We start from the raw sequence: 23,851 nt of genomic DNA, 5'->3' as shown, positions 1-23,851 counted from the left end.
AAACTTCCCTATTGATAGATGGTTGATATATATGGCTTAAACATCAATTCACAAATATAATAAAACATTCTAAATATAATTACAAGATGATAAATGAATTTAAAAGAGGCTAATAAAAAAACTGACTTACGACACCACTATCGTAAGTCAGTTTTTTTTAGACAATGCATCGAGTATTACTGTAAGTAATTAAGCAAGCATTGCATAAATGTTAAGTCATAGCAATAAACCTTTGCTCTCTGCATTGTTATAATAATTACCATGCGATAAATTATATATAACTTATCTACACTTATAGAATAACAGGATTTAAATAAATATCAATATATAATTAAAACTTTTCGCCTTTTTCCAGCAATTAACAGCATTTCAAACTTTCTTAGTATTGATAAATAAAGCTTTTAGGAAGATTGTTGCAAAAAGATTAAATTTATTTTTCAATCAACAAATGATAACTATTTCATGTATCTAGTTAAGAAAACCGCTTTTTTAGTTTTTATCAATTGATAAGATGACTTCCCAGCGCACAACACGTAATTATCGAGCGTCCTCATCACACTCGCTTTTCCCTTATTACCACTTTATGAATTACCCCTAGATAAGCAAGCACTATATCATTTTCCTAATTACCCTCCAGGTATAAGAAAAAGGCTGAGTCGAAACGGCTCAACCTCTTTAGATATTTACATTTGATGATGTTTCTCAACAGCATCTACAAGTTCTTCTAATGACTGGCTACCAAAGATAACTGGGTCGTCACCAATCATCGTTGCTGGCACACTCATGATCTTCTTTTCTTTCCGTAACTCAGGGAAATGCTGCAAGTCAATCATTGTTGCCGTAATTGCTGGATTTAATGATGCCATTCGTTGACATGCAGCAACTACATCTGGACAAAAGTGACAAGTAAGTGAAACGCCAATCCGAATATTTGTGGCAGGCAGCTTTTTAATGCGCTCAACCATTTCAGGTGCAATGGTTTGACCAGGACCGGCAACGTTATAAACGCCAAGAACTAATGAATTCAGTTCATGACCAGTCGGAATTCCGGCATAATGCAAACCGGTATCATTACCCTCAGCATCAATCAAGCGCAACTGCGGCAAATATTCCACATTTGTCGGTGCTGGCTTCTTTTCAGCATGAAGGTGATTATCAAGAGATGCAAATTCGTCAACAAAGCTAACTAATTGATCACTAAGGTCAGTACCATTAGTTAGGACCAATAATTGAACATCCTTAGTTAAGCGGGCAAAAATCGGTTGTAATTGTTGATCGATTTCTGCTGGCAGCCAATTACCTTCGTGCGGGGTAGTGTTTTCTTGTTGGTCAAGCTCACTTGTTTGGCCAACTGGCTTTGCTGGTTTCTTATTGATCTCAGCATGGATTGGTACACCCTGTTTTTCTTTTTGAATCATGATGTACCGTTCCGCTGCTGTGGCGGCAATTGCACCATCAGAGGCGGCGGTAACAATCTGGCGTAAATTCTTTTCGATAACGTCCCCGGCAGCGTATACCCCGTTAACGTTTGTCTTACCATTTTCGTCAGTTTTAATGTAACCACGATCGTCTAAATCCAAGGTATTAGCCAACGGTTTAGTTGCTGGCTGCGTCCCAATATAGATGAACATTCCAAATGTTTGATCGCCGTCATCTACATGATAAACGGTTTCTTTACCAGTCTTATTATTAACTAAGGTCGCGGTTGTTAAATAATCATCCCCGCTTACCTCTTTGACTTCAGTATTATATTCAACACTTACTTTAGGATTATCAAGAGCGCGCTTAGCAGTCAATACCGGACAGCTAAAATGGTCTCCACGAACTAAAACAGTGACATGTTTAGCAAAACGACTTAAATAATCGGCTTCTTCAGCGGCTGCGTATCCGCCACCGACAACAAAGACTTGAAGACCGGTAAATAATTCACCATCGCAGGTTGAACAGTAGGCAATTCCCCGTCCACGAAATTCATTTTCACCTGGGAAACCAATCTTTTTCGGATTAGCCCCTGTCGCAATAATGACACTTCGTGCGGTATATTTTTGTCCATTCTTACCAACTAATGTTTTAACTTCACCGTCAATATCAAAGTCAGTAATTTCATCATGTTTAATCTCAACGCCAAAATTAGTAACCTGTTTTTGCATTTGATTCATCAGTTGGGTACCATCGATCTTCTCAACAGCAGGGTAGTTATATACCACAGAAGTCGTTGTTACCTGTCCGCCAACTGTGTCTCCCTCAATAATTAGGGTATCTAAAGTCGCCCGGCCAGCATATAAACCGGCAGACAAACCAGCTGGACCAGCACCAACAATGATCAAATCATATAAATGTTGTTCTGCCATTTCACTCACCAGATTAAAGCTTACCAACTAGGTCAAGACTTGGCTTAATTGAATCTTGACCAGGCTTCCAGTTTGCAGGGCATACCCGGTCACCATGTTCACGAACAAATTGAGCTGCTTGAAGAGTCCGTAAGATTTCGTCAGCACTCCGACCAATACCCATGTTGTTAATTGTGTAGGATTGGATAATTCCATCTGGATCAACAATGAAGACCCCACGATATGCTTGACCAGCATCTTCATCAAGGACGTCAAACATCCGTGCTAATTTACCAGCAGGGTCAGCAAGCATTGGGTACTTAATCTTGCCAATCTTTTCTGAAGCTTGTGCCCATGCTTTGTGAACGAACTCGGTATCTTCTGAAACAGAATAAATATCTGCATTAGCCTTCTTGAAGTCTTCGTACTTATCTTGTAAGGCTTCCAATTCGGTAGGACAAACAAAGGAGAAATCTGCTGGGTAGAAGAAGAAAATACTCCACTTACCTAAAACATCCTTCTTTGATACTTCGGTAGTTTCACCATCTTGATAAGCATTTACCTTAAAGTCTTCAATTTCGTGTCCAACAAAATTCATATATATCCTCTCCTTAATTAGAATCATTCTTAACTACGCCTTAAGTATAATCGATTTAATTTTTATTGCAAGCTTTTTTAGAATAATTCTAAGAAATTAAAGATTTTTTCCAAAAATCCGTGCTTTAATCGCTTGACCTGTTGGTGTTCCTGCTAATCCGCCTATCCCTGTTTCACGTAATTCAGCTGACATTGATCTTCCAACACGGTCAAGGGCAACGATACATTCATCAGCTGGGATTGCACTAGTACAACCTGCTAATGCCATATCGGCGGCAATTAATGAATTGCCTGCCCCAATTGCATTTCGCTTAACACAAGGAACTTCGACTAAACCAGCAATCGGGTCACAGACTAATCCTAAAAGGTTGCTTAACGCAATTGCTAAAGCGTGACTGCTTTGTTCAGGCGTTCCTCCTGCTGCTTCAACCGCTGCTGCAGCTGCAATTGCCGAGGCCGTACCAACTTCTTCTTGGCAGCCGCCAGTTGCACCGGCAATTCCAGCATGGTTAGCGATAATTAGCCCAAATCCGCCAGCTGTAAATAAGAAGCGAATCATCTGTTCTTCAGTTAATTTCAACCGCTTCTCTAGCATAAATAATATTCCTGGTAAAGTTCCTGATGAGCCAGCTGTTGGGGTTGCGCAGACAACTCCCATCGCAGCATTTACTTCATTCGTTGCAACAGCATTTTCAACAGCCGCCATCATTGCATCTCCAGATAACGTCTTGCCACGTTCACGATAATTTTTAAGTTTGATTGCCTCACCACCCGTTAAGCCAGTCCGTGAGCGAACACCATCCCCTGTTTCGCCTTGCTTAATTGCGTTTTGCATCGTCAACAAATTTATTCGCATTCGTTGCCATACTTTTTTACGGCTAATTCCAGAATCGTGACATTCCTCTTCGATTATCAATTCCGATAAGGCTTTTTCCCGCTTCTCTGCAACATGCACTAAATCTCTAACACTCTCATACATAAATTATTCTCCATCATTTAAAGGCAAATTATATTTGGATATTTATTTTCAAAATAGTCAATCGTATCAGGCTGCATTTTATTTTGAATGTCATAAACATAAATATCGCAGTTCCCTGCTCGTAATACTTGTCGTCGTGTAAATGGCGCCTTTTCTTCTAAATCTGCGTTAATCGCTAGCGCATTTGCCATTTTTTTACTGTAATCCCGAAAAATAACTATTGGCAACGGTCCAGCCGGTAGAATATCAACCCCATTAAGACTAATAGCCCTAATTTCAATAGCACCGCCTCCAATTGAACAGCCTGCAACAGTTATTTTCTTCGTGCCATCAGTCATTTTTAAGATAGCAGTGTTGGGATGGTGAATTGGACTTTCGCCAACTTCTTCAACGAATCGCAAGTCCATCCCTCGCTTTCGGGCAATCGTCGGTGCAAGCGGAACTCGCGAATCATCAGCGGGAAAACCCATAATACCAGCCGCAATTGCATAGTCCGTCCCGTGTCCACGATGGGTCTGGGCAAAGGACCCATAGTAATGCACTGTTACTTTTGGCGGAATGGTTTCAAAAAGCTTGTTTGCTACCCGCCCGATTTGAACCGCGCCTGCAGTATGTGAACTTGACGGTCCAATCATAATAGGACCGATGATATCAAAAACACTTTTATAGTTATTCCTCATTCTCTCTATCCTCGTCAGCTTTATTTTATATACGTTAAAAACGATTTTGTTAACAATAAAGGGTGAGAAAATTGACTAATTCCTCACCCTCTACATTATAATTATTTTTTACTCTTATGAAAACCAAGAAATGACCAAAAGCCGCGCATTCCACCAGACTTTTTCTTCTTTGGTGATTTCTTTTCTTTTTTATGTTCTTTAGCTACCTTTTCAGCAAGCGCCTTTTGCTCTGCAAGAATTGCTTCCCGCTTCTTACGCTCTTTTTCAGCCTCTTTACGGGCCGCAATTGCCCTTTTAGCACGGGCTGCACGTTGTTGAGCTGCTTCCTTCATTAACTGTGAACGCATCTGTTCCATCGTATCAAACATTGTAGCAACCTTAATTGCTGTCTTATTAGCCATTGCTTGATCAGTATTTGAAGCAACCTCAATATTATGAGCTTCTGCAATCTCACGTTCCCAATATTGCTGTGTTTTAATTGGGAGACCAGTGAACTCCTGACTACGTAAAAATTGCCCAGCACGTGATAATTGCATCTGAAGCGAATGCTTATCAGTCTGCTGTCCATTTAACGCCTTACGTGAGTTATAAATCGCCTGATCGATAAGGTCGACCATTGCCTGAGGCTCATTATGTCCCTCTTTGTGCTCTTGAAGGACATCCTCCCCCATTCTAATCGCCTCATCATAAAGGCCCTTAGAACGCTCAGTACCATTAAAGTACTTGTACGTTTGTCTAACACGTGCTTGATCAGCAACATCTTTATTTAGTTGATCAAAAACTACTTTTTCGTTCATTATATTTCCACCGCCCGATTTTACTCGTCATACTAATCCTAGTATAGCAGTTATTGACCTCAAACGAAGCTAAAAAATCGATTTTTTTGGAAGAATATCAAAATTTTTGCTTAAGATTGCATAATTGCTTATCAAAATTCGCTTGTAATTGGACAATTAATTTAAAAAAATTGAGCGAAAAGCAAAACCTTTCGCTCAACTTTTGAGTAAGCTAACGCGGACATCGTGCATGTTATAACATAATATTAAAATCACTAACTAGTCCGCCTAATACTTATCAGTGTTTTAGCTTATATCATGCTATCTATTACCAGCTGGCCTTACGCACACCAGGAATTTGTCCCTTATGTGCGAGTTCACGGAACTTAATTCGTGACATGCCAAATTTACGCATATATGCATGTGGACGACCATCATAACGGTCACGATTATGAAGACGAACCGCACTAGAATTACGAGGAAGCTTAGACAAACCGATGTAATCGCCCTTTGCCTTTAATTCCTTGCGCTTTTCTGCGTACTTCTTTACTAAAGCTTCTTGGTGATGTAATTTAGCAATCTTTGACTTTTTTGCCATTCAGTAGTTCTCCTTTTATATATTAAAAACTATATCTACTACGTTACTGCTTAAAATTAAAACATCTGCGAATTCTTTTCATTCTATATTATTACTGATACTTACAAAAAATACAAGGATTTTGCATCACATTTTGACTTTTCTTAACCATTAATTTTTAGCGCGTATTTACGGTATTCATCCGCATAGTTGTACTGGTCATTATACTTAGTTAACAAGTCGTCATCATGAGTATAAGCACGGCCAGTAACCATCATTTTTTTATAGAGGTCACGATAAGGGAGGTCACGATTATCTGCAATTTTTTTCTCTTGATCCCGACTATATGGCACATGACGAAAACTAGTCTCTGCCAACCCAATATCATCAACTTCTAGCATTAAATAATGGGCTCGCAGGTCTCTTTGAAGCGGTTGCCAATGGTTAAACGGCTCCCCAACTGCTCCGGGATTAAGAATAATTCGTTCATCACTGCCATAACGCAGCAAGTCATGATGAACGTGGGCGTATATTGCTACATCTACCGGTTCTCCCGCAACATTAAATAATTTATCGAAATTTGTACTTGCTTGAGTTGGAAATAAATCTTGTCCCATATTAAGCCACGGCAAATTATGCGAAATACCAAAATTAAGTCCGCCAACTCGTTTAGTGACATGCATGGGCCAATGAGCAATCTCATCAATCATCTTTTCTGAAGAATGTTCAGCAACATACTGGGCAAGCCGGGCAAAGTAAATGTGTGACGGACGTTCCATATCCATCATTCCACGAGCTCCTCTAACAACAAGGTCATCCCAGTTTCCCCGCACAATAACTGTTGGCTTCATCTCCTGCAAAATATCCCAGATTGCGCGGACACTTGGGCCGGGCATCAATAAATCGCCAATGAACCAATATTCATCTGCCCGTTGTTGAATACTGTCTTGATACATTGCTTGTAGCGCTGTTAAATTTCCATGGGTATCTGAAAAAACCGCAATCCTCTTTTTCACTAATGATATCCCCTTTCTTTCTTCATTAATAATATAGCAAATTTCTTCAAGAGAATGGTAAAGATATTTAATGATTTTATCCTTATCTATTCTAGAAGAGGAAGATTTGTGCTTATTTTGTTATAATAATGTTTTATGCATGAACACATTTAAACTTAGGAGATGATATTCAAAATGGATTCGGAAGTCGCAAGAGGAAAGTTTCCTCACGGTTGGCACCGAACTTTTTATACCCTTTGGCTCGGCGCGTTTATCACCGGGATGGGCTACTCGATGACGATGCCGTTTATTTCATTATTTATTGCTGAGTTGGGTAGTTTTACGCGCTTTCAATTAAACATCTATTCCGGATTAGCGTTTGGCGTTACCTTTATTAGTCAAGCGATTGTCTCACCTTTCTGGGGGAACCTCGCTGACCAAAAAGGACGAAAATTAATGTGTATGCGGGCAAAACCGATTGCACAATTTGCGCAATCGGTTTTGCCCGCAGTGTCTGGATGATTATCGGAATGCGATTTTTACAAGGAGTATTTTCCGGTTATATCAACAACGCAACCGCAATGATGGCTGGTGAAACTCCCCATAATCGTTCCGGATGGGTAATGGCCGCCATGACGACTGCAGGGGTTGCTGGTAATCTTGTCGGCCCCTTATTGGGTGGTTTCCTATCTGGGATATTTGGCTACCGAATTCCATTTTTCATCACTGGCGGCCTTATGTTTTGTGTATTTCTTAGTACATGGTTACTAACGATTGAGCACTTTACCCCAATCAAAAAAGAAGCCATGAAACCAATGAAAGAGATCATGCACAACCTTGAAAATCCGCCGCTTATTATTGTAATGTTTCTAACTACAATGATCGTTACTTCTTCGACAATGTCAATTGACCCGATTATTAGTTTATATGTTCGTCAACTAATGGGCGGACATGGTAATATTGCATTAGTTGCAGGAATTGTTGCTGCCACGCCTGGATTAGGGACACTAATTGCTGCTTCAAAAGTCGGTCATACAATGGACCAGATTGGACCTGAAAAAGTATTACGAATTGGAATTATGACCGCGTTCATCTTATTTATTCCAATGACCTTTACTCACTCACCATGGGCATTAGCATTTTGGCGATTTATCCTGGGACTAGCAAATGCCGCCTTAATGCCAGCAACGCAAACCGTTCTGACCCTTGATGTTCCGACTGAAGCATTCGGGCGAATTTTCAGCTATAATCAATCATTCCAAGCTGCAGGAGCTGTTCTTGGTTCAATCCTCGGTTCCTTTATTTCCGGGATTTCTAGTTATCAGATGGTCTTTATCATTACAGGATTAACCCTTCTTATTAACTTTATCCTTGTCATGCTTGTTAAGCCGAAGAAACAGATTGCAAAATAATAAAAGAAGAGAGACAATTATGGTTCAAACAAATAAACTATTAAATGAGCACCAAGTAAATGATCTATTTTCACGGGTTGCACCACGCTACGACCTGCTAAATAACGTAATTAGCCTTGGAACACAAAAGTTATGGCGTCATGACCTTTTTAAACAGCTGCAAATCAAGCCAACTGCCAATGCCCTTGATGTTTGCTGCGGAACCGGCGACCTAGCTATTGAATTAGCTAAACGGATTCCTAATGGTCGTGTTACCGGATTAGATTTTAACAAAAAAATGCTTAAGCTTGCTTTTGAAAAGACAAGGATGATTGGAAACCTCTTTTTAATTCAAGGGGATGCAATGCACCTGCCTTTTGATGATAATACTTTTGATATTGTTACAATTGGTTTTGGCCTTCGTAACGTGCCCGACGCTGACCAAGCATTGAGTGAAATCTACCGCGTCTTAAAGCCAGGTGGTCAATTTGTAAGCCTCGAAATGTCACAACCAACTAATCCAGTCGTTCGGTTAGGATGGAAAGCATATTTCAACGCCTTCCCATTAATGGCATCTCTAGCTGGCGGACATTATCAGGACTACCAATACTTGAAAAAGACCAGCCAGCAATTTGTCTCTGCTCATCAATTGGCACGAATGATGAAGGCAGCTGGTTTTAAGAAAGTTCATTATCAGCCGTTGAATTGGGGAGCTGCGGCACTGCATTTTGGTGATAAATAAAAAGAAAGTATATAAAAACTCCAAGGATTGACTTGTTAACGTCAATTCTTGGAGTTTTTTGTCGAAAATAAAGTTATTTTTTAAATCAAACCAATTGCATATGTAACTACTTGGACTAATGATCCTACTAATAAAATTTTAACCGCACAAGGAAACGTTTCTTTTTTTACCTGTTTAGCAAATAGCATTCGCGTCTGTTTGATAACAAATGGAATAATTACCAGTGTAAGCAAAACTGTCCAGGGAGCCAAGCGCAGAACAACAGCAAAGATGATTGCTAAAAACGCTAGAACATTCTTAATCGCAAAAGAATATAAGCCATTACGCTGACCAATGAAATGAATAATTGTATGCCGGTGATTGTCCTCGTCCTCCCCCGCATCACAAATATTATTAGCCAGTAACAAGTTAGAAATCCATAGCTCATCTGGTAAAGCAACTAAAAATACAACCCCGATATTTGCCCACGTCCATGTAAATTGGGGAGCAGCGTTGATAAATACTGAAATCAACGTAATCATAAATCCCATGGTAAAACCAGAGGCAAATTCACCAACTGGCAAACCGGATAATGGAAAAGGACCTGAAGAGTATAAAATGCCAATTGCAAAACAAAAGATCCCCATCCACAGCAATGGTAAGCCAACACGTGTTACTAAGTAGATTCCAATCAGGCCAGCAACAATACTAAAAGCAAGCAGAAGACCTAACACTAATCGTGGCGAGATATTTTCCCGACCAATAATATTAGTATTTTTCTTGTAATCAACTGTATCGATTGCGTGATTATAATCATTATAATTATCCATCATATCGACTGCCATATTGAACAACAACATTGCAATGAAAAACAAAACTGAATTCATTAAATTCAAAGAGTGATAATAATAAGTGCTAAGGCATACTCCTAGCAGCATCGGCAAAATACTAGCAGTTTTCGCCTTAATCTCCACTAGTTCTAAAAAAACATTTAGTGACATTTAGTAAATTTTCCTTTCATAATACATTACTTGTTCGGTACAATATAGATGGTACACCATAACAAAGGAATTATCGATTAATGAAACAACATTTTTTTCATGCTTATCCGACGATTAACCATGCCCTTGGCGAGGTAAACCAACTTATCAATGACCGGATTACAATTAAAAATTCACAACTTCATGATGCCCTTCAACAGATGGCATCAAACGGTGGTAAGTATCTACGTCCTGCTTTCTTCCTTTTATTTGCGAATATCAATAAAAGCGCAGCTGACGAACAAGCTAAACTAGTCAAGATTGCTGCATCCCTTGAAATTCTTCATATGGCAACCTTGATTCATGACGATATCATTGATGATTCACCAAAGCGTCGCGGGGCTGTCAGCATTCAAGCGGCTTTCGGTAAAGATACGGCTGTTTATAGTGGCGATTTCCTTTTTACCGTTTTCTTCGACTTATTAGTTGAGACGATGAGTTCTTCACCATATCTGACGCGAAATGCTAAAACTATGCGCAAAATTCTTACTGGTGAATTGGGACAAATGGATAACCGTTTTGACCTTGATCAGTCCCTACTCGACTATTATCGCAATATTAATGGAAAGACAGCTGCCATTTTTAGCTTAGCGGCTGAAGAAGGCGCCTATTTTGGCCATGCAGACCATCGCACAATTAATTTAGCAAAACGGATTGGGCAAAATATTGGGATTAGTTTCCAAATCCTCGATGATATCTTGGATTATTCTGGCGATGAGCGCCTTAACAAGCCTGTCCTTGAAGACCTTGCCACCGGAGTATATTCACTTCCCCTCCTTCTTGCCTTACAGGATCACCGTAGCAAATTAGAACCGTTCCTCACTAAGAAACATCAGATGACTGTGCAGGATATGGAACAGGTCCAAGAAATAGTAATAAGCTGTGGCGGGGTCGAACAAGCTAAGATTATCGCTGAAAAGTTTACCAAAAAGGCGCAAGATGAAATTCAATCTCTTCCTAATACGCGCGCACGGAAATTACTAGCCACAATGGCCAAAAAATTATTAACCCGGGTAAATTAAAAGCAGAAGATGGTAATAAGAAATTTTTACCATCTTCTGCTTTTTTGTAAGAATATTTAATGTGTTAGCAGTTCAACATCCCATGGATTAAGGACATTCTTAGGTGATTGACCTGTCAGTAAATCATGATATCCCTCCCTAAAGTCATTCGGTAACGGCTGTTGATCATTTCCCATGTTAAGAATAAAGTACAATTCCTGACCATCAGTTGTCACGCGCTTAGTAATTTCAAGCGCGGTCCCTTTTGCAGACAATGACTTAAGCTTTAAGCTACCAATAATTTGATCAAATATCGTACTAAGGCTTGCATGATCTAAACGGCTGCCAATGTACCAGGCTTTGCCACGGTGATAATGATTTTCAGTTACTGCTGGCATTCCAGCATAAAATTCACTATCATACTTTGCAATTGCTTCTGCGTGTTCCAGATGAATCAGGTCTGCAATCAAAGTTCCTGTAAGGTGCTTGCCATTATTAGTTTGTAATTTAACATCTTTCTCGGGGAGGATTGCATCGCTTTCTTCAACCCAGACACCAGTGACCTCCTTTAACGGGCCAGGATAGCCGCCAAGGTAAACATTATCCGTGCTATTAACCATTCCTGACATAAAACTAGTGACAAAATTACCACCACTAGCAACATAATCCGTAATCTTTTTCCCTAGTCCTGGTTTTACCATATATAAAACTGGCGCAACGACTAAATCATAATTGCTAAAATCATCATCAACCGCAATTACATCGGTCGGGATATTTCGTTCATAAAATTGACGATAATAATCAAGGATAATAGGAAGATAAGCAAAATCCTGCGTAATACCGTCAACATATTCAAATGACCAAAAGTTGCTCCAATCAAATACTATGGCAACCTTAGCGGGATTCTGTGATCCCTTAATTACCGGTCCAACCTTCTTTAAATCATGACCGAGTCTTTTTACTTCTTTATATGCGCGAGTATCTGTTCGACCAGAGTGAGGAATTACTGCTCCATGGAATTTCTCAGATCCGCCAACCGCTTGCTTAAGCTGAAAGAATTGAACTGTATCAGCACCATGAGCAACCGCTTGTAGTTCAGTTGCCCGCATTTGTCCCGGTCGTTTGAGAGGACTATACGGCTGCCAATTAACCTGCGAAGGTGTCGATTCCATCAGCATAAACGGCTGGTGCTTTAACGATCGCATCAAATCATATAAAAATGCTGGATGATATTTTGGCATATCGTAAGCCGGGTAACTATCATAGGAAATAATATCCTGTGCCGCTGCCCACTGTTGGTAATCAATCATCTTATTGGGCAGACTATGAAAGTTAGTCGTAACCAGTGTTTCTGGATCGCTTTCTTCAATAATCTGTTTTTCCATTTTGAACAGCTTCAGCATTTGTGTTGACTGGAAGCGCAGATAATCAATCGACAAACCAGCGACAATTGTTTCTCTGCCTTCCGGTCCCCACGCATCACCAAGTTCATTAGGAACCACAATCTCACCCCAGTTATAAATAGTGTGACTCCAAACGTTCATATTCCAAGCACGGTTGAGATTGTCAAGGGTGTGATAACGGTCTTTAAGCCATTTTCTAAATTCCGCTTGACATTCCTGACAGTAACAGTTGCCACCATATTCATTATTGACATGCCATACAACAATATGCGGATTATTGGCATATCGCTTAACTAATCGTCGAACTAAGTCACTTGCGAGGCGCTGGTAGTTCTTACTGCTTGGACAAAAGTTGTGGCGGGCACCAAAAACATGTCGCCGTCCTTGATAATCGACACGGGCAACATCCGGATATTTCTTAAACATCCATGCTGGCATTGCAGCAGTTGAAGTCGCTAATACAATATCAAAGTTTGCATTAGATAACTCTTCAATAATTTTATCTAGTTTTGAAAAATCAAACTGCCCTTCTGCTGGCTCCAACAATGCCCATGAAAAAACGTTGATTGTTGCTGAATTAATGTCAGCCTGCTTAAATACTTTAATATCATCTGACCAGGTCTCTTCTGGCCACTGTTCAGGATTATAATCTCCGCCGTATAAAAAATGCAGCAACTCTTTTTTCATCATTTCTCCCCCTACTTAAATTCAACTGCTACTACCTTGTCGCCATGAGTGACTGTCTTGCCAGCAGCAAATCCATCAACCTTTTCAATACTGTGTGGTTGTGCGAAGAATGTAATTACCCAATCACTATATCCTTTTTCTTTAATTAGGTCACGATTGAAGTCAAAGAGTAATTGTCCCTTCTTTACTTTCTGACCATCAGTATAGTGAGCATTAAAGCCTTCGCCACGCATATTAACGGTTCCAACCCCAATATGGACGATCATCTCTAATCCATTATCCGAAGTAATTCCAAAAGCATGACGTGTTCCAAATGTAAAGTTTATCTTACCATCAAATGGTGCGTATAACTTATCACTAGTAGGTTTAATTGCAAAACCCCTACCAGGGAATGGTTTACCGTCACGATCAACAACATCTTTCATTGCAACAAGCTGTCCATCAACAGGAGCGTAAATTGTTTCATGCTTTATTGTACCTGCCGCTTTTGTTGACGCCTCTTCTTGCTGACCACTTGCTAATTTATTCTTTAATTCTTCAACTACCGCTGCATGCTTCTCCTCGCTCAACTTAACCTTCAACAAGAAGACAAAAATTGACAAGATTGCTAAGGCTAGTGGGATATAAAACGCCATACTATCAAAAGTACGAATATCGTGACTAGTCATATCAGCAGCAGTTGCACTTCCCGTCATTCCGGCAGCAATTGCAATGTAACCAACCAATCCATTAGAAATTGCACCAGTTAATTTATCAATCATTGGACGAACGGCTAAAACAACCGCTTCATTTCGCTGACCAGATTTTAGCTGACCGTATTCAATCGCATCTGTCAGCGTTAGAACCGTAACAAGCTGCGCAAAGTTAATATTGAAAAGGACTAGCCCAAAATCCATCATAAAGACATTTGAACGGAAGAAAATAAAGATGAAGTAAGCTAAAACCATTGAAACCTGTCCACCAATGAATAACCATTTCCGTGGAATAAACTTATTTAAGATTGGGAATAGCGGACTGGTGCAGAATCCAATAATTGTCGCAATAACCCCCACAATCCAAAACTCGCTTGGTTTACCGATAACAAACTTATAAAGGTAGAAAAGGACACCGTTAGTAATAACGTACGCACAAGAATAGAGCAGGTACGCTAAACTCGGCCATAATATTTGATCATTGTGAAAAATTGCTGAAAAAACTTCGCGAATCGTTGTTTTATCTTGAGCCGAATTACGAATCACATTATGTTTTTCTTCTGTTCCAGCACAAACGGCAAAGGCACTCAGTAAAGCTACAATTGAGACCACGGCAGCAAACGCAAACCAACCAACAGGGCCCTCTTCATGCTTACCGGTTGCAACAAATGTAAAGTAAGTAACAATTGGGACAACAATAATTGTTAATCCGTTCCAACCAATTGTCCCGGCAAAGGCCCCCAACGAAGTATAAATCCCCCGTTCAGCGGAATCTTCACTAATTGCTGGTACCATTCCCCAATAGGAAACATCAGATAAGGAATAGAAAATATCAAAAGTGACAAAGATAATAACGAATAAAATTGCAAATAGAACCCAATTATATTTTGCTAAACCAAAGATACCTGTAAACAAAATCAACAGTAAAATTACACTGACAATATTACCGAGCATAATCCATGGCTTGAATTTGCCCCACCGTGATTTTGTATTATCAACAATATTTCCTAATAAAGGATCAATCAATAGTTCTAGAATACGGACACCAACAATCAAACCGGTAATTAATCCGATTAGTTTTGTGGAAACAGCTTTTGACAAGCCATTAAACATACCGCTTGTTACGAAAATAATAAAGTAAGTACTCATAACACCGTAAAAAGCAGAGTGTCCAACATTACCAAAACAAAATGCTGCACGTGAAATCAGTTGTTTCCCCGTCAGCTTATGACCATCTGTCATCTTAAGACCTCCAAACTACATCTCCTTGAAATCGCTTACAAGTACATTATAGTTCTTTAGTTTAATTTAGTAAATATTTATTTTAAAAGTAAATGATTTACTTTTAAAATAAATAAAAAGCTAACAGCGTTAACCTCATACCAGGCAAGCGTCTAGTTAACTATTATTGTTTAAGAAACTTTTGCGGTAAACAATATCAGTATTTACCTTTAAATGGACGTGGGGACGATCGGGATGCATTATTAAGTCTTGTAATAGTTCAATTGCCATTCGACTAAGGGTCTGCTGATTAATATTATATGATGTCAGTGGTGGTGAAACATATTTTGCAACTTCACTATTATTAATACTAATCACAGCCGTATCACGCGGAACTAAAATTCCTGCTTCATTAAATGCCTGTAGAACGCCAACACTTAATGTATCAGAAGCAATAATAAATGCTTCCGGAAGACTATCCTTGCTTTGGTCGATTACCATTCGGCCAAGTCGGTACCCGTTCTCAACATTAAATGGTCCATCAACATACAACGGGGCTTCTTTTATCCCCTGCATACTAGCAAATTCACGAAAGGCTATTTCACGTGCATCAGCTTGCTGGATATTATTAAGGTTAAGTCCTTTTCCTCCAATAAAACCAACTCGTTCATAGCCTGCTTTCACAAGACGGCTTAAAGCATCCTGAACTGTTAACTCCAGATTCGGCTGGACAGAATCAAACAGTTTAGGCATCGGATTAATATCGACAAAAACCCCGTGAGGTAATTTATGATGAAGTGCTATTAGTTGATCCTGGGTTACACGGTCGGCCCCAACACCGATAAAACCCTGGAAAGAGTCGGCAGCCTTAATAAGATCCGCAATATGACCAAAGATTTCAACCTGTAGCCCTGCCTTGTCAACTTCCTTGATAATCTCATTACGAAGGAAAGCAAAGTATTCGTCCTGAAGCTGCTCTTTACCGCTTACCCGATACAATAAGGCAATATTAGGGCGAATTGGTTGCTGTGACTGTTTTCGATGACTTTTCCAATATCCAAGTTCATTAGCAACCGTCATTATCTTATTCCGAGTAGTTGGACTAATTGATAAATTTTGATCGTTGTTTAAGAGTCGGGAGACCGTTGCCGGCGAATATCCTGATTTTTCTGCGATTTCTTTGATGGTAGCCATGTTCTCACCTCTTTTTAGTAATGGATTTAGTAAATATTATACACTAGTTTGAAGTATACGATGACAAACGATATTTATTAATTATTTTTCCTTGTTTATTCCACTTAAAATGATCATAATTAAGGAAAAGATATTTATTGATGAGGAGATTTATACTATGAATAAAGTTTCTAAGGGCCTTGTACTTGCTCTTGCTGGTATTACCGTTGGGACTAGTACTGGACTTAGCACTACACTTTTCCAACCTGCAACAGTTGCCTATGCAGCTAGTATGTCAAAGGAAAAGAACGATTTAGCTAACCGCTACATTGCCGACTATCTTGGTAATTGTCAACAATATGAACAAAATGATAAAACTTTTAAGGGCTTTACTTCAATTAAAGACATCACTTATACTCGCGATAATAAGATCAAAATTGATGTTAACGATGATATTTATAAATTACCCAAAGCACGACGCTCATTACTCATTCAGGATTTACAAAATGGTGTTTATGGAACACTTGCAGATAATGATCTAAAGAAATTATCCGAAAAGGACATTCAAAAGGGTTGTAAGACTACCATTTACCTTAACGGACATGTAATTGGCCAGACAGCAAAAAATGATAACCACCACATCATCTGGAATAAATAAAAATAAGAGATTTAGAAGTTTAACACTACAAGGTATCCATTAACTTCTAAATCTCTTTTTCAATTAAAGGTCTATTTCTAACTCAATTGGCGTGTGATCACGACGTTCACCACTATCAATCATCCCCGCTGAAGTAATCTTATCAGCCAACCGGTCACTGACCAACCAGTAATCAATTCTCCAGCCCGAATTGTTTTGCTTACTGGTAATTACCCGTTGTGCCCACCAAGAATAGGCCCCCTTTTCATCCGGGTGAAGGTGCCGGAAACTATCAGTAAAGCCAGCATTTAATAATTTAGTGAAATGTTCCCGTTCTTCGTCAGTAAACCCTGCTGAATGATGGTTATTGGCAGGATGAGCAAGGTCAATCTCTTCATGAGCAACATTAAAGTCTCCACTAGCAATAACAGGCTTTTGCTGGTCAAGTTCTTGTAAATACTTTCGGTAACAATCATCCCAAACCTGTCGTTCATCAAGGCGCTTAAGACCATTACCGGAGTTAGGAGTATAAACTTCTGTAACGAAGAAATCTGGAAATTCGAGAGTAATAATTCGTCCCTCGTCATCCATTGGCTCAGGAGCATTGATCTTTGGATAAGTTACTTTAGGCGCATATTGTTTCAAATAAAGATACATAGTCCCAGCATATCCTTTTCGTGCTGGTTCAACTGAACTCCGCCATGCCACTTCATAGTCTGGAAAAAGTTCTTGCAAAACCGCCAGATGCTTCTTTGTAGGACCATTTTTCGATAGTTTTGTTTCTTGAATAGCAATTACGTCTGGACTTTCTGTAGCAATTTTCTTTAGGACTTCCCGCGTTTCACCTGCTCGTACAGATGTCCCTGTTAAGGCAGCATTAATTGAATCGATATTCCATGAAATAAACTTCATTATGACTTCCCCTTTTCTCCATTCATCGCTTCTAAATCGGTTTCTTTGATAAAAACACCATCATCCGTTGTCATCCCTGTTCGCTGAGCAATCTCATTATAAGCTCCAACCATCGCCTGATAATGATCCACCCCTACCAATTTGCAAAAAATCAATAGGGCAATTTGAAGGTCACCGATACTATCTACCAATTTTTCATAATTTTCTTTATTATAAGCACTGGACAATTCACCAAGTTCTTCGGTCATTTTCATAAATTCAACTCGTGGATCGGCCTGATCAATTTTTCGTTCATGTGCCCATGATGCTATTTTTTGAAATAGCTTCTCATAATCCTTCATTTTGTCACCTCAATCAACAGTTTTTCACACTGTTTTTACTATAAGGTAAAAGGAAAAAACGGGCAATGAATTTTAGCAACAATTTGCTAATAAAAGTAATTCGAGTAATTTTATTGTATAAAAAAGTAAATTTAAAAACAAAAAGAACCCTTGATACACAAGGGTTCCACACTACTAGTTATCGCGACGACGTTCAGCGATACGAGTAGCCTTACCAGTACGTTCACGGATTTGCTAAGCTGTTTCACCTGCTATTCATGAAGTATTCACAGACTATTCAATTAGTTAATTTAAATAGGTAGAAACTCATTAACTAGTCATGAAGTATTCATAAACTACTCACAAAAAAACTACCAACTACCTACCAGATAATTAACGGCATCTCTTAATGAGGTGTCATTTTATTTTACACGTTTATATTTATTTTCATTATAACTCTGAATATAATTTTCGCACTAATTCTATATTAAATTTAAAACAAAAAAGGATGCCGATTAAGGCACCCTGCTTACCGGTACGGTTTAAGTAATCAACTGAAACCAATTTGCACACCGGCATAGTAATATTGATATACATATTATAACACAACCAACTTATGATACAATAGTTGAGCACACTGTCGGAACTAATCACTCCACAAATATGTGCAAGTTGGGAGGTGTCCCAATTGCATCATTGGTGCATAGTAATATTGATTGTGCCTAATAAGCACATAAAAAAACTAATCAAAAAGACTATTAAGCAACTATTTGCTTGGTTGCGTGTCTAGCCCTTGTGGCTAGGCAAATAGTTATTTCAGCGGTAGCGTTTATTTGCTATCGCTGTTTTTATTATACTCAAAAAAGCCCTAGTGGTAATTACAATTTCTGTAACCACCACTAGGGCTAATTTTCTACTTATTTAAATGTTCCAAATGGTTGGTTGTTATTTGCATCACGGCAAACAAGATAACCATATTGATTATTTGGACGTGGTTGACGTAACCATACATAACCATCGTGACGAGACCAGGCGTCATACTTAACCTCACTATTAGCTGGTAATGTAGCAATTAAGGCACTATTTGTCTTAGCACCCCAGCGTAAGTTAATTGCTGTACCAGTAACAAAGGTACCTTTCTCAGCAAACCAACGATCACCCATATCATCAACCCAGTGATTGGATGGAAGCTCAGTTGTAATAGCTGGCGTTTCCTGCTCAATTGGTTTATTTGGTTCTGGCTTCGGTGCTTCACTTGGATTAAAGAGGTTAATAGCATTGTCAGTTAATGTAATAGAACCATCAACATTGTATCCAAGCAGATTATCTGTGTGTTGCCACATATCAACATAATTTGCTGATGGGAAGTAATTGAAGTCTGGATTCTTTCCGGCTGCTTTCCCATTAGCTAATGGATATGCCGCTAACCAGAACATATCCATATTTGGATGAATGACTTCTAAATTAAAGTTAGGCAGTAAGTACTTGTAAGTATAGAACCCAGGATGATACCCAGCATTCCGAACAGTATTAAGGAACGCAATCACTGATGAGGTTGGCATGTTAGAAATTTCAGCATCTAAAATCATTAACGTACCAGGTTGTACATTGGCTTGTGCCTTTGAGTTAGCAATAAAGTAGTTTGCTTCGGCCACCGCTTGCGCATCATTATGGAAACGACCGAAGTGATAGAAAGCAAACCCTTTAATTCCACCGCCAGCACTTCGATCAATTAATGAACGAATATATGGATTAACATAATTAGTACTTTCAGTTGTCTTAATAATTGCATAATCAGCGCCAATAGCCTTGTAATCATCAACTGTTAAATGACTTTGAAAACTCGCAAGGTCAATTACTGTTTTACGTTCTGTCATATTATTTTTCCTCCTCTTTATCTTTTCCTTTGTATGTTCCCGTTATTGGATGAAAGTCCTGTGCATTGTAATCTGGTTGTGCTTTAGCAACATTCAACGCCTTAGCTAATGAATCAATTACTGGAGAAAGCCAAGGAACTTGAATATCCATTTGCTTTAAATTCTCAACAATTGATACAAGATACTGATAGCAGAAATACAACACCATCATTTGAGCTACATAGTCAAATCCAATCGTAATCAGGTATGGATAAAACATCAGAACACCAATTGTAATAATGAAATTCCGTGCCAATCCATATGTTCCTTTGGTCGAATTGGTTCGAGTAGCTGTGTGATTGCTGCGTAAACCTTTAACAATTCCCGATCCAATATCAAATAACACAAGCAAAGTAAATCCAACTATTAATGGATCGTCAATTTGCTTGGCTGCTTGATGTAATGCTACTTCATGATAAGGTAGTGCCATTAATAATAAGTGCATTAAATTTCGTTCCCATTTCCTTTCTAAATGCCGCCCATAATAAAAGCCCTGAATTCGGTATTTTTAAAACACTAAATTCTAGGGCTTATTTATGTATTGTTTATTTCCGAAAGGCGACAAGTGCCTTTAACTATTCATTTGTTTTATCTGCTGTCTTATCAGCAGAATTTGCGATTTCATCCTGTGCATTATATACCAAGTTTTGAAAATCTTGAGTATCTTTTCGTACCACCTTCTTATTAGCATCGTACAACTCTTTATTAGTAATGAAGGTATTAAAAGTATCGTTACCCGCATCATCATCAAATACATTTGCGGTAAAGTTAGCGATTACTTGACCATTCACTGTGGACTTACCTGTTAGGGTGATTGATTTTGTTGATTCTAACATAATTACTTATCTCCTTTTTCATCGTTTTGCTTCTTAAGTTCTTCTAATTGTGATTTCAATTGACTATTTTCTTGTTCCAATTGAGTAGCCTTTGCTTCCCATGAGGCAGCCGTGTAATTAGCAACCGCTAATTTTTGGTTAAGACTTTGAGCTACTAAGTTCATATCAATATTGTTCATTATTAAAAACTCCTTTAACTATTTTCATTCGATCATTTTCGTACCCTTTACGCTTAGCTTTGATTTCCCAAGCAAAGTGAATATTAGGATTGCTAGATTTAACTGTAAAATTATTTGCTGAACGTGAAGAAACCCACACGTTTCCATCACCATATGATGTTAGAAATACTTGGTATGGCACCAATGTATTAACTGTTTCTAAAAAGTAAGGATCAATCATGACAGTAACTACACCATTACTATTAGTTTGTGTTTCTCCAATATCGCCAAAGTAATATTCGGCGGTTTCATAGGCGTTAATAGCTGCCATCCCTCGCGATGTTGGAACTATGGCATTCTTTGAACCAGTAACCGCAAAATTACCTCTAACATTAAAATCACTATTAACCCCAGGAAACAATCCATTTAACGATAAGATACTTTTACCATTAGCTGTAATAGTAATTGCTCCATCACTATTAATAGAAAAATAATTTTTTCCATTTAAGCTTCCTACATTAACAAATTCATCTTGTAATGTTATTCCCCCAGAAAAGCCACTCGATGGTCCTTGAAAGAAATATTGTGAGAAAGTACCTTTTAAAACTGTTTGACCATTTTGATATGTTCCATCCAACACTAAATTAGGTATTGTTTTTAAGTTATTATTTTGAATTGGTTCACCAGCATAAAGAAAAAGTTGCTTTTTTGCAGCGATATTTATAAAGCCATCACTTTTACCGGCAATACCAGCACCAATAATTTCATTCCCATTTAAATAAGATAATGTTTGATCGTTCCAACCATGAGTTCTAAGTAGAAATCCATCCTTACCTTCTATATCTAAACCTGATGTTCCAAAAGATACAATGTTATCACTCTTAGTAATACTTCCATAATCTGGATCTAAAACAGCATCTGAAAGAGATTGGCTTTTGTGAAGATACAAGCCCCCATCAAAAAGGTAAGCTCCACTTGAATTACCATAAGCGCTAATAGACCCTCTTGAAATCCAAACATTATTACCTTGATTGTCATAATCATGAATTCCGTTCTGATCAATCCAAGCGTCATGGTTGTTTTGCCAAACATGGAGTGCTCCACTATCTAAATAAAATTCACCATTGCTACCTCTTAATGTCCCGGCAGTAATGTTATTTGCATTCAGATTGATGACATTAACTTTTGCACCATTAATTGTTCCAGCAGTTATCTTATCCGCATTAAGTGAAGTAATGGCTGCACTTGGGATAAATGCATTACCACTAAAAATAGTTGAACTGGCATCCATGTAAATTTTGTCATTTTGGATAAGAGTTGTGCCGGCTGACATGTTGATTTGAGCCATGATATTCCCACCGGTTACTGTTCGTTGCCAATCAGACCAAGAGCCATTATAAGTTCTGGTGTAACTGAGATTAGGGTTATTATCAGCAGAAATAGTCTGATGTAATCTATCGCCAGTACCATCGACTTGTACTACAAGCCAATTGCTGATTGGTGAATTAGGATTATTCGTAGCTTTAATGACATAATTGCCTTCTGTTTTTAGATTATTTAAATCTTGAGCAGAGGTATATATCTTAGTAGCCACATTTGGGTTCATGTAGATGTCTTGCGGATTAGGTGTCCAAGGTGTTGCAGTTGAACCACGTTCAAGCTTATATGATCCAACATGAATAGTTGCAGTACTTGAATTAGTTTCAACCCGCAACGCACTTGTTCCCGGCTTGGTGACTGTAAAAATGTAAGTTTTTTTAATCCAACCATTGTTCCTAATTTCTAAAGTAGCGGAACTATTCTCAGTAACTTGAATAGTTTTATCATCATTCGGACTTACATAGACCCAGGCTACCGTATTACTATCACTTGCTTCAAGATAGTAATAAACACTAAATATATAGGTCCCAGTTTCCAACCATTTTCTTTGAAATACTCCAGACCAAGCACCTTTTCGTTTAACTGCATAATTACCGTTAGGATCAACCCACCCGTCTCTAGTCCAATCATTTCTCTGTACCCAATCACCAGTGAAATCACGAGTCCCTTTTAGAAGATTAATTCCATCGGTTTGCTGAATCTTACTTAGCGAAACATTAAAACTATTAGCATTAGCGGTAATTTGATTTTGAAGTCCTGCTACTTTATCGGTAATCTCGTTGCGGGTAGTTTGATTGGTCTGAGTAATTTGATTGGTTAGCGTATTGTAATTTCCAGATACAGTAGACTGTAAACCACTAACAGTACGACTCAACTCACTATATTCAGAATAACTGGCTGAACGTTGCCAGTTTGACCACGAATCTCCAATTTTTGTTCTTACAAATCGCAAAGTAGGATTACTATCAGCTTGCCACACCTGTGCAATTCGGCCATTGTCCGCCTTTTGCACTTCTAAGTAGAACCAGTTTGTAGCCGGAACATTAGAACTAGAAGTAGACTGAACAAAATAAGTGCCGGTAGTAGTGTAGTCATTAGCATTAATAGCGTTATTAACAACCTGAACGCTGGTTAAATGTTCAAGACTGCCTATTCGACCAATGACACTATTAAGACTATTAGCAGTCGAAGTAGTCTTGTTCTCTACTCCAGTGATCTTATTAATCAACTCATTTCGAGTAGCTTGATTAGTTTGACTAATAGTATTTTGAAGTTGTCCATAGTTACCACTAACTGTTGATCGAAGCCCTTGTAACGTTTGAGATAATTCGGAAAAGGCTGATTGAGTTGCTAAGTCATTAGGATTAGGCGAGTAAGGTGTAGCAACGGAACCATACTCCAGTTTTAGATTAGATATATCTATTTTCCC

The 23,851-nt window shown here is 38.6% G+C and carries 21 protein-coding genes and 1 pseudogene; 4 read left to right on the top strand and 18 right to left on the bottom strand.

Annotation, left to right across the window (positions count from 1 at the left end):
* Positions 1 to 683 precede the first annotated feature (683 nt).
* The 7 genes from IEU90_RS10000 to IEU90_RS09970 form a co-directional block, all read right to left on the bottom strand.
* On the bottom strand, positions 684 to 2,351 hold the full coding sequence (locus tag IEU90_RS10000) for an FAD-dependent oxidoreductase (RefSeq protein WP_153710658.1): 1,668 nt from the start codon (positions 2,349 to 2,351) through the stop codon (positions 684 to 686).
* Positions 2,352 to 2,364: 13 nt separating this feature from the next.
* On the bottom strand, positions 2,365 to 2,928 hold the full coding sequence (ahpC, locus tag IEU90_RS09995; RefSeq protein WP_153710659.1) for an alkyl hydroperoxide reductase subunit C: 564 nt from the start codon (positions 2,926 to 2,928) through the stop codon (positions 2,365 to 2,367).
* A gap of 96 nt (positions 2,929 to 3,024) precedes the next feature.
* On the bottom strand, positions 3,025 to 3,906 hold the full coding sequence (sdaAA, locus tag IEU90_RS09990) for an L-serine ammonia-lyase, iron-sulfur-dependent, subunit alpha (RefSeq protein WP_153710660.1): 882 nt from the start codon (positions 3,904 to 3,906) through the stop codon (positions 3,025 to 3,027).
* Between the two features lie 17 nt (positions 3,907 to 3,923).
* The gene (locus tag IEU90_RS09985; protein WP_153710661.1) at positions 3,924 to 4,586 is read right to left on the bottom strand and encodes a serine dehydratase beta chain; all 663 of its coding nucleotides are present in this window, start codon (positions 4,584 to 4,586) and stop codon (positions 3,924 to 3,926) included.
* A 101-nt stretch (positions 4,587 to 4,687) separates the two neighbouring features.
* Positions 4,688 to 5,383: a hypothetical protein gene (locus tag IEU90_RS09980; protein ID WP_153710662.1), complete on the bottom strand. Its 696-nt coding sequence runs from the start codon at positions 5,381 to 5,383 to the stop codon at positions 4,688 to 4,690.
* A gap of 307 nt (positions 5,384 to 5,690) precedes the next feature.
* Complete coding sequence (gene rpsN / locus IEU90_RS09975) at positions 5,691 to 5,960, bottom strand: 30S ribosomal protein S14 (RefSeq protein ID WP_003667006.1); 270 nt, start codon at positions 5,958 to 5,960, stop codon at positions 5,691 to 5,693.
* A gap of 143 nt (positions 5,961 to 6,103) precedes the next feature.
* Entirely contained in the window at positions 6,104 to 6,955 is an 852-nt protein-coding gene (locus IEU90_RS09970) for a metallophosphoesterase family protein (RefSeq protein ID WP_188358075.1), read from the bottom strand.
* Between the two features lie 174 nt (positions 6,956 to 7,129).
* Between IEU90_RS09970 and IEU90_RS09965 the strand changes: the two are divergent.
* Positions 7,130 to 8,346: pseudogene (locus IEU90_RS09965) on the top strand (MFS transporter).
* Positions 8,347 to 8,365: 19 nt separating this feature from the next.
* Positions 8,366 to 9,067 carry a bifunctional demethylmenaquinone methyltransferase/2-methoxy-6-polyprenyl-1,4-benzoquinol methylase UbiE gene (ubiE, locus tag IEU90_RS09960; RefSeq protein WP_153710664.1) on the top strand — a complete coding sequence of 234 codons (702 nt, stop codon included), beginning with the start codon at positions 8,366 to 8,368 and terminating at the stop codon, positions 9,065 to 9,067.
* A gap of 80 nt (positions 9,068 to 9,147) precedes the next feature.
* Here ubiE and IEU90_RS09955 read toward each other — a convergent pair whose 3' ends face one another.
* The gene (locus IEU90_RS09955; RefSeq protein ID WP_153710665.1) at positions 9,148 to 10,047 is read right to left on the bottom strand and encodes a prenyltransferase; all 900 of its coding nucleotides are present in this window, start codon (positions 10,045 to 10,047) and stop codon (positions 9,148 to 9,150) included.
* Positions 10,048 to 10,127: 80 nt separating this feature from the next.
* Here IEU90_RS09955 and IEU90_RS09950 point away from each other — a divergent pair, with 80 nt between their 5' ends.
* Positions 10,128 to 11,108: a polyprenyl synthetase family protein gene (locus tag IEU90_RS09950; protein ID WP_188358074.1), complete on the top strand. Its 981-nt coding sequence runs from the start codon at positions 10,128 to 10,130 to the stop codon at positions 11,106 to 11,108.
* A gap of 56 nt (positions 11,109 to 11,164) precedes the next feature.
* Here IEU90_RS09950 and IEU90_RS09945 read toward each other — a convergent pair whose 3' ends face one another.
* The 3 genes from IEU90_RS09945 to IEU90_RS09935 all read right to left on the bottom strand — a co-directional run bounded on the left by IEU90_RS09945 (position 11,165) and on the right by IEU90_RS09935 (position 16,284).
* Positions 11,165 to 13,180 carry a beta-galactosidase gene (locus tag IEU90_RS09945; RefSeq protein ID WP_153710667.1) on the bottom strand — a complete coding sequence of 672 codons (2,016 nt, stop codon included), beginning with the start codon at positions 13,178 to 13,180 and terminating at the stop codon, positions 11,165 to 11,167.
* A gap of 8 nt (positions 13,181 to 13,188) precedes the next feature.
* Positions 13,189 to 15,111, bottom strand: a complete 1,923-nt coding sequence (locus IEU90_RS09940; protein ID WP_153710668.1) for a sugar MFS transporter — start codon at positions 15,109 to 15,111, stop codon at positions 13,189 to 13,191.
* A 156-nt stretch (positions 15,112 to 15,267) separates the two neighbouring features.
* Complete coding sequence (locus IEU90_RS09935; RefSeq protein ID WP_153710669.1) at positions 15,268 to 16,284, bottom strand: LacI family DNA-binding transcriptional regulator; 1,017 nt, start codon at positions 16,282 to 16,284, stop codon at positions 15,268 to 15,270.
* 157 nt (positions 16,285 to 16,441) lie between these two features.
* Between IEU90_RS09935 and IEU90_RS09930 the strand changes: the two genes are divergently transcribed.
* Positions 16,442 to 16,921 carry a hypothetical protein gene (locus IEU90_RS09930; RefSeq protein ID WP_153710670.1) on the top strand — a complete coding sequence of 160 codons (480 nt, stop codon included), beginning with the start codon at positions 16,442 to 16,444 and terminating at the stop codon, positions 16,919 to 16,921.
* Positions 16,922 to 16,984: 63 nt separating this feature from the next.
* On the opposite strand, the gene IEU90_RS09925 is transcribed toward IEU90_RS09930, so the two are convergent.
* The 7 genes from IEU90_RS09925 to IEU90_RS11350 form a co-directional block, all read right to left on the bottom strand.
* Positions 16,985 to 17,812 (bottom strand): exodeoxyribonuclease III, encoded by an 828-nt coding sequence (locus IEU90_RS09925; protein WP_153710671.1) that lies wholly within the window; start codon positions 17,810 to 17,812, stop codon positions 16,985 to 16,987.
* Positions 17,812 to 18,153, bottom strand: coding sequence for a MazG-like family protein (locus tag IEU90_RS09920; protein WP_153710672.1), 342 nt, complete (start codon positions 18,151 to 18,153; stop codon positions 17,812 to 17,814). Before IEU90_RS09920 ends, IEU90_RS09925 begins: the two co-directional genes overlap by 1 nt.
* A gap of 896 nt (positions 18,154 to 19,049) precedes the next feature.
* Positions 19,050 to 20,009 carry a GH25 family lysozyme gene (locus IEU90_RS09915; RefSeq protein WP_188358073.1) on the bottom strand — a complete coding sequence of 320 codons (960 nt, stop codon included), beginning with the start codon at positions 20,007 to 20,009 and terminating at the stop codon, positions 19,050 to 19,052.
* Position 20,010: 1 nt separating this feature from the next.
* Positions 20,011 to 20,493, bottom strand: a complete 483-nt coding sequence (locus IEU90_RS09910) for a phage holin family protein (RefSeq protein ID WP_086132672.1) — start codon at positions 20,491 to 20,493, stop codon at positions 20,011 to 20,013.
* 130 nt (positions 20,494 to 20,623) lie between these two features.
* The gene (locus IEU90_RS09905; protein ID WP_079376045.1) at positions 20,624 to 20,884 is read right to left on the bottom strand and encodes a hypothetical protein; all 261 of its coding nucleotides are present in this window, start codon (positions 20,882 to 20,884) and stop codon (positions 20,624 to 20,626) included.
* A 2-nt stretch (positions 20,885 to 20,886) separates the two neighbouring features.
* Positions 20,887 to 21,063 (bottom strand): hypothetical protein, encoded by a 177-nt coding sequence (locus IEU90_RS09900; RefSeq protein ID WP_191989965.1) that lies wholly within the window; start codon positions 21,061 to 21,063, stop codon positions 20,887 to 20,889.
* Positions 21,050 to 23,851: pyocin knob domain-containing protein (locus tag IEU90_RS11350; protein WP_503826661.1), on the bottom strand; the 2,802-nt coding region annotated here is incomplete at its 5' end. The genes IEU90_RS11350 and IEU90_RS09900, both read right to left, overlap by 14 nt.

This window comes from Limosilactobacillus caviae (assembly GCF_014635905.1).
GTDB lineage: Bacteria > Bacillota > Bacilli > Lactobacillales > Lactobacillaceae > Limosilactobacillus > Limosilactobacillus caviae.
This window is presented reverse-complemented; position numbering and strand designations above follow the sequence as displayed.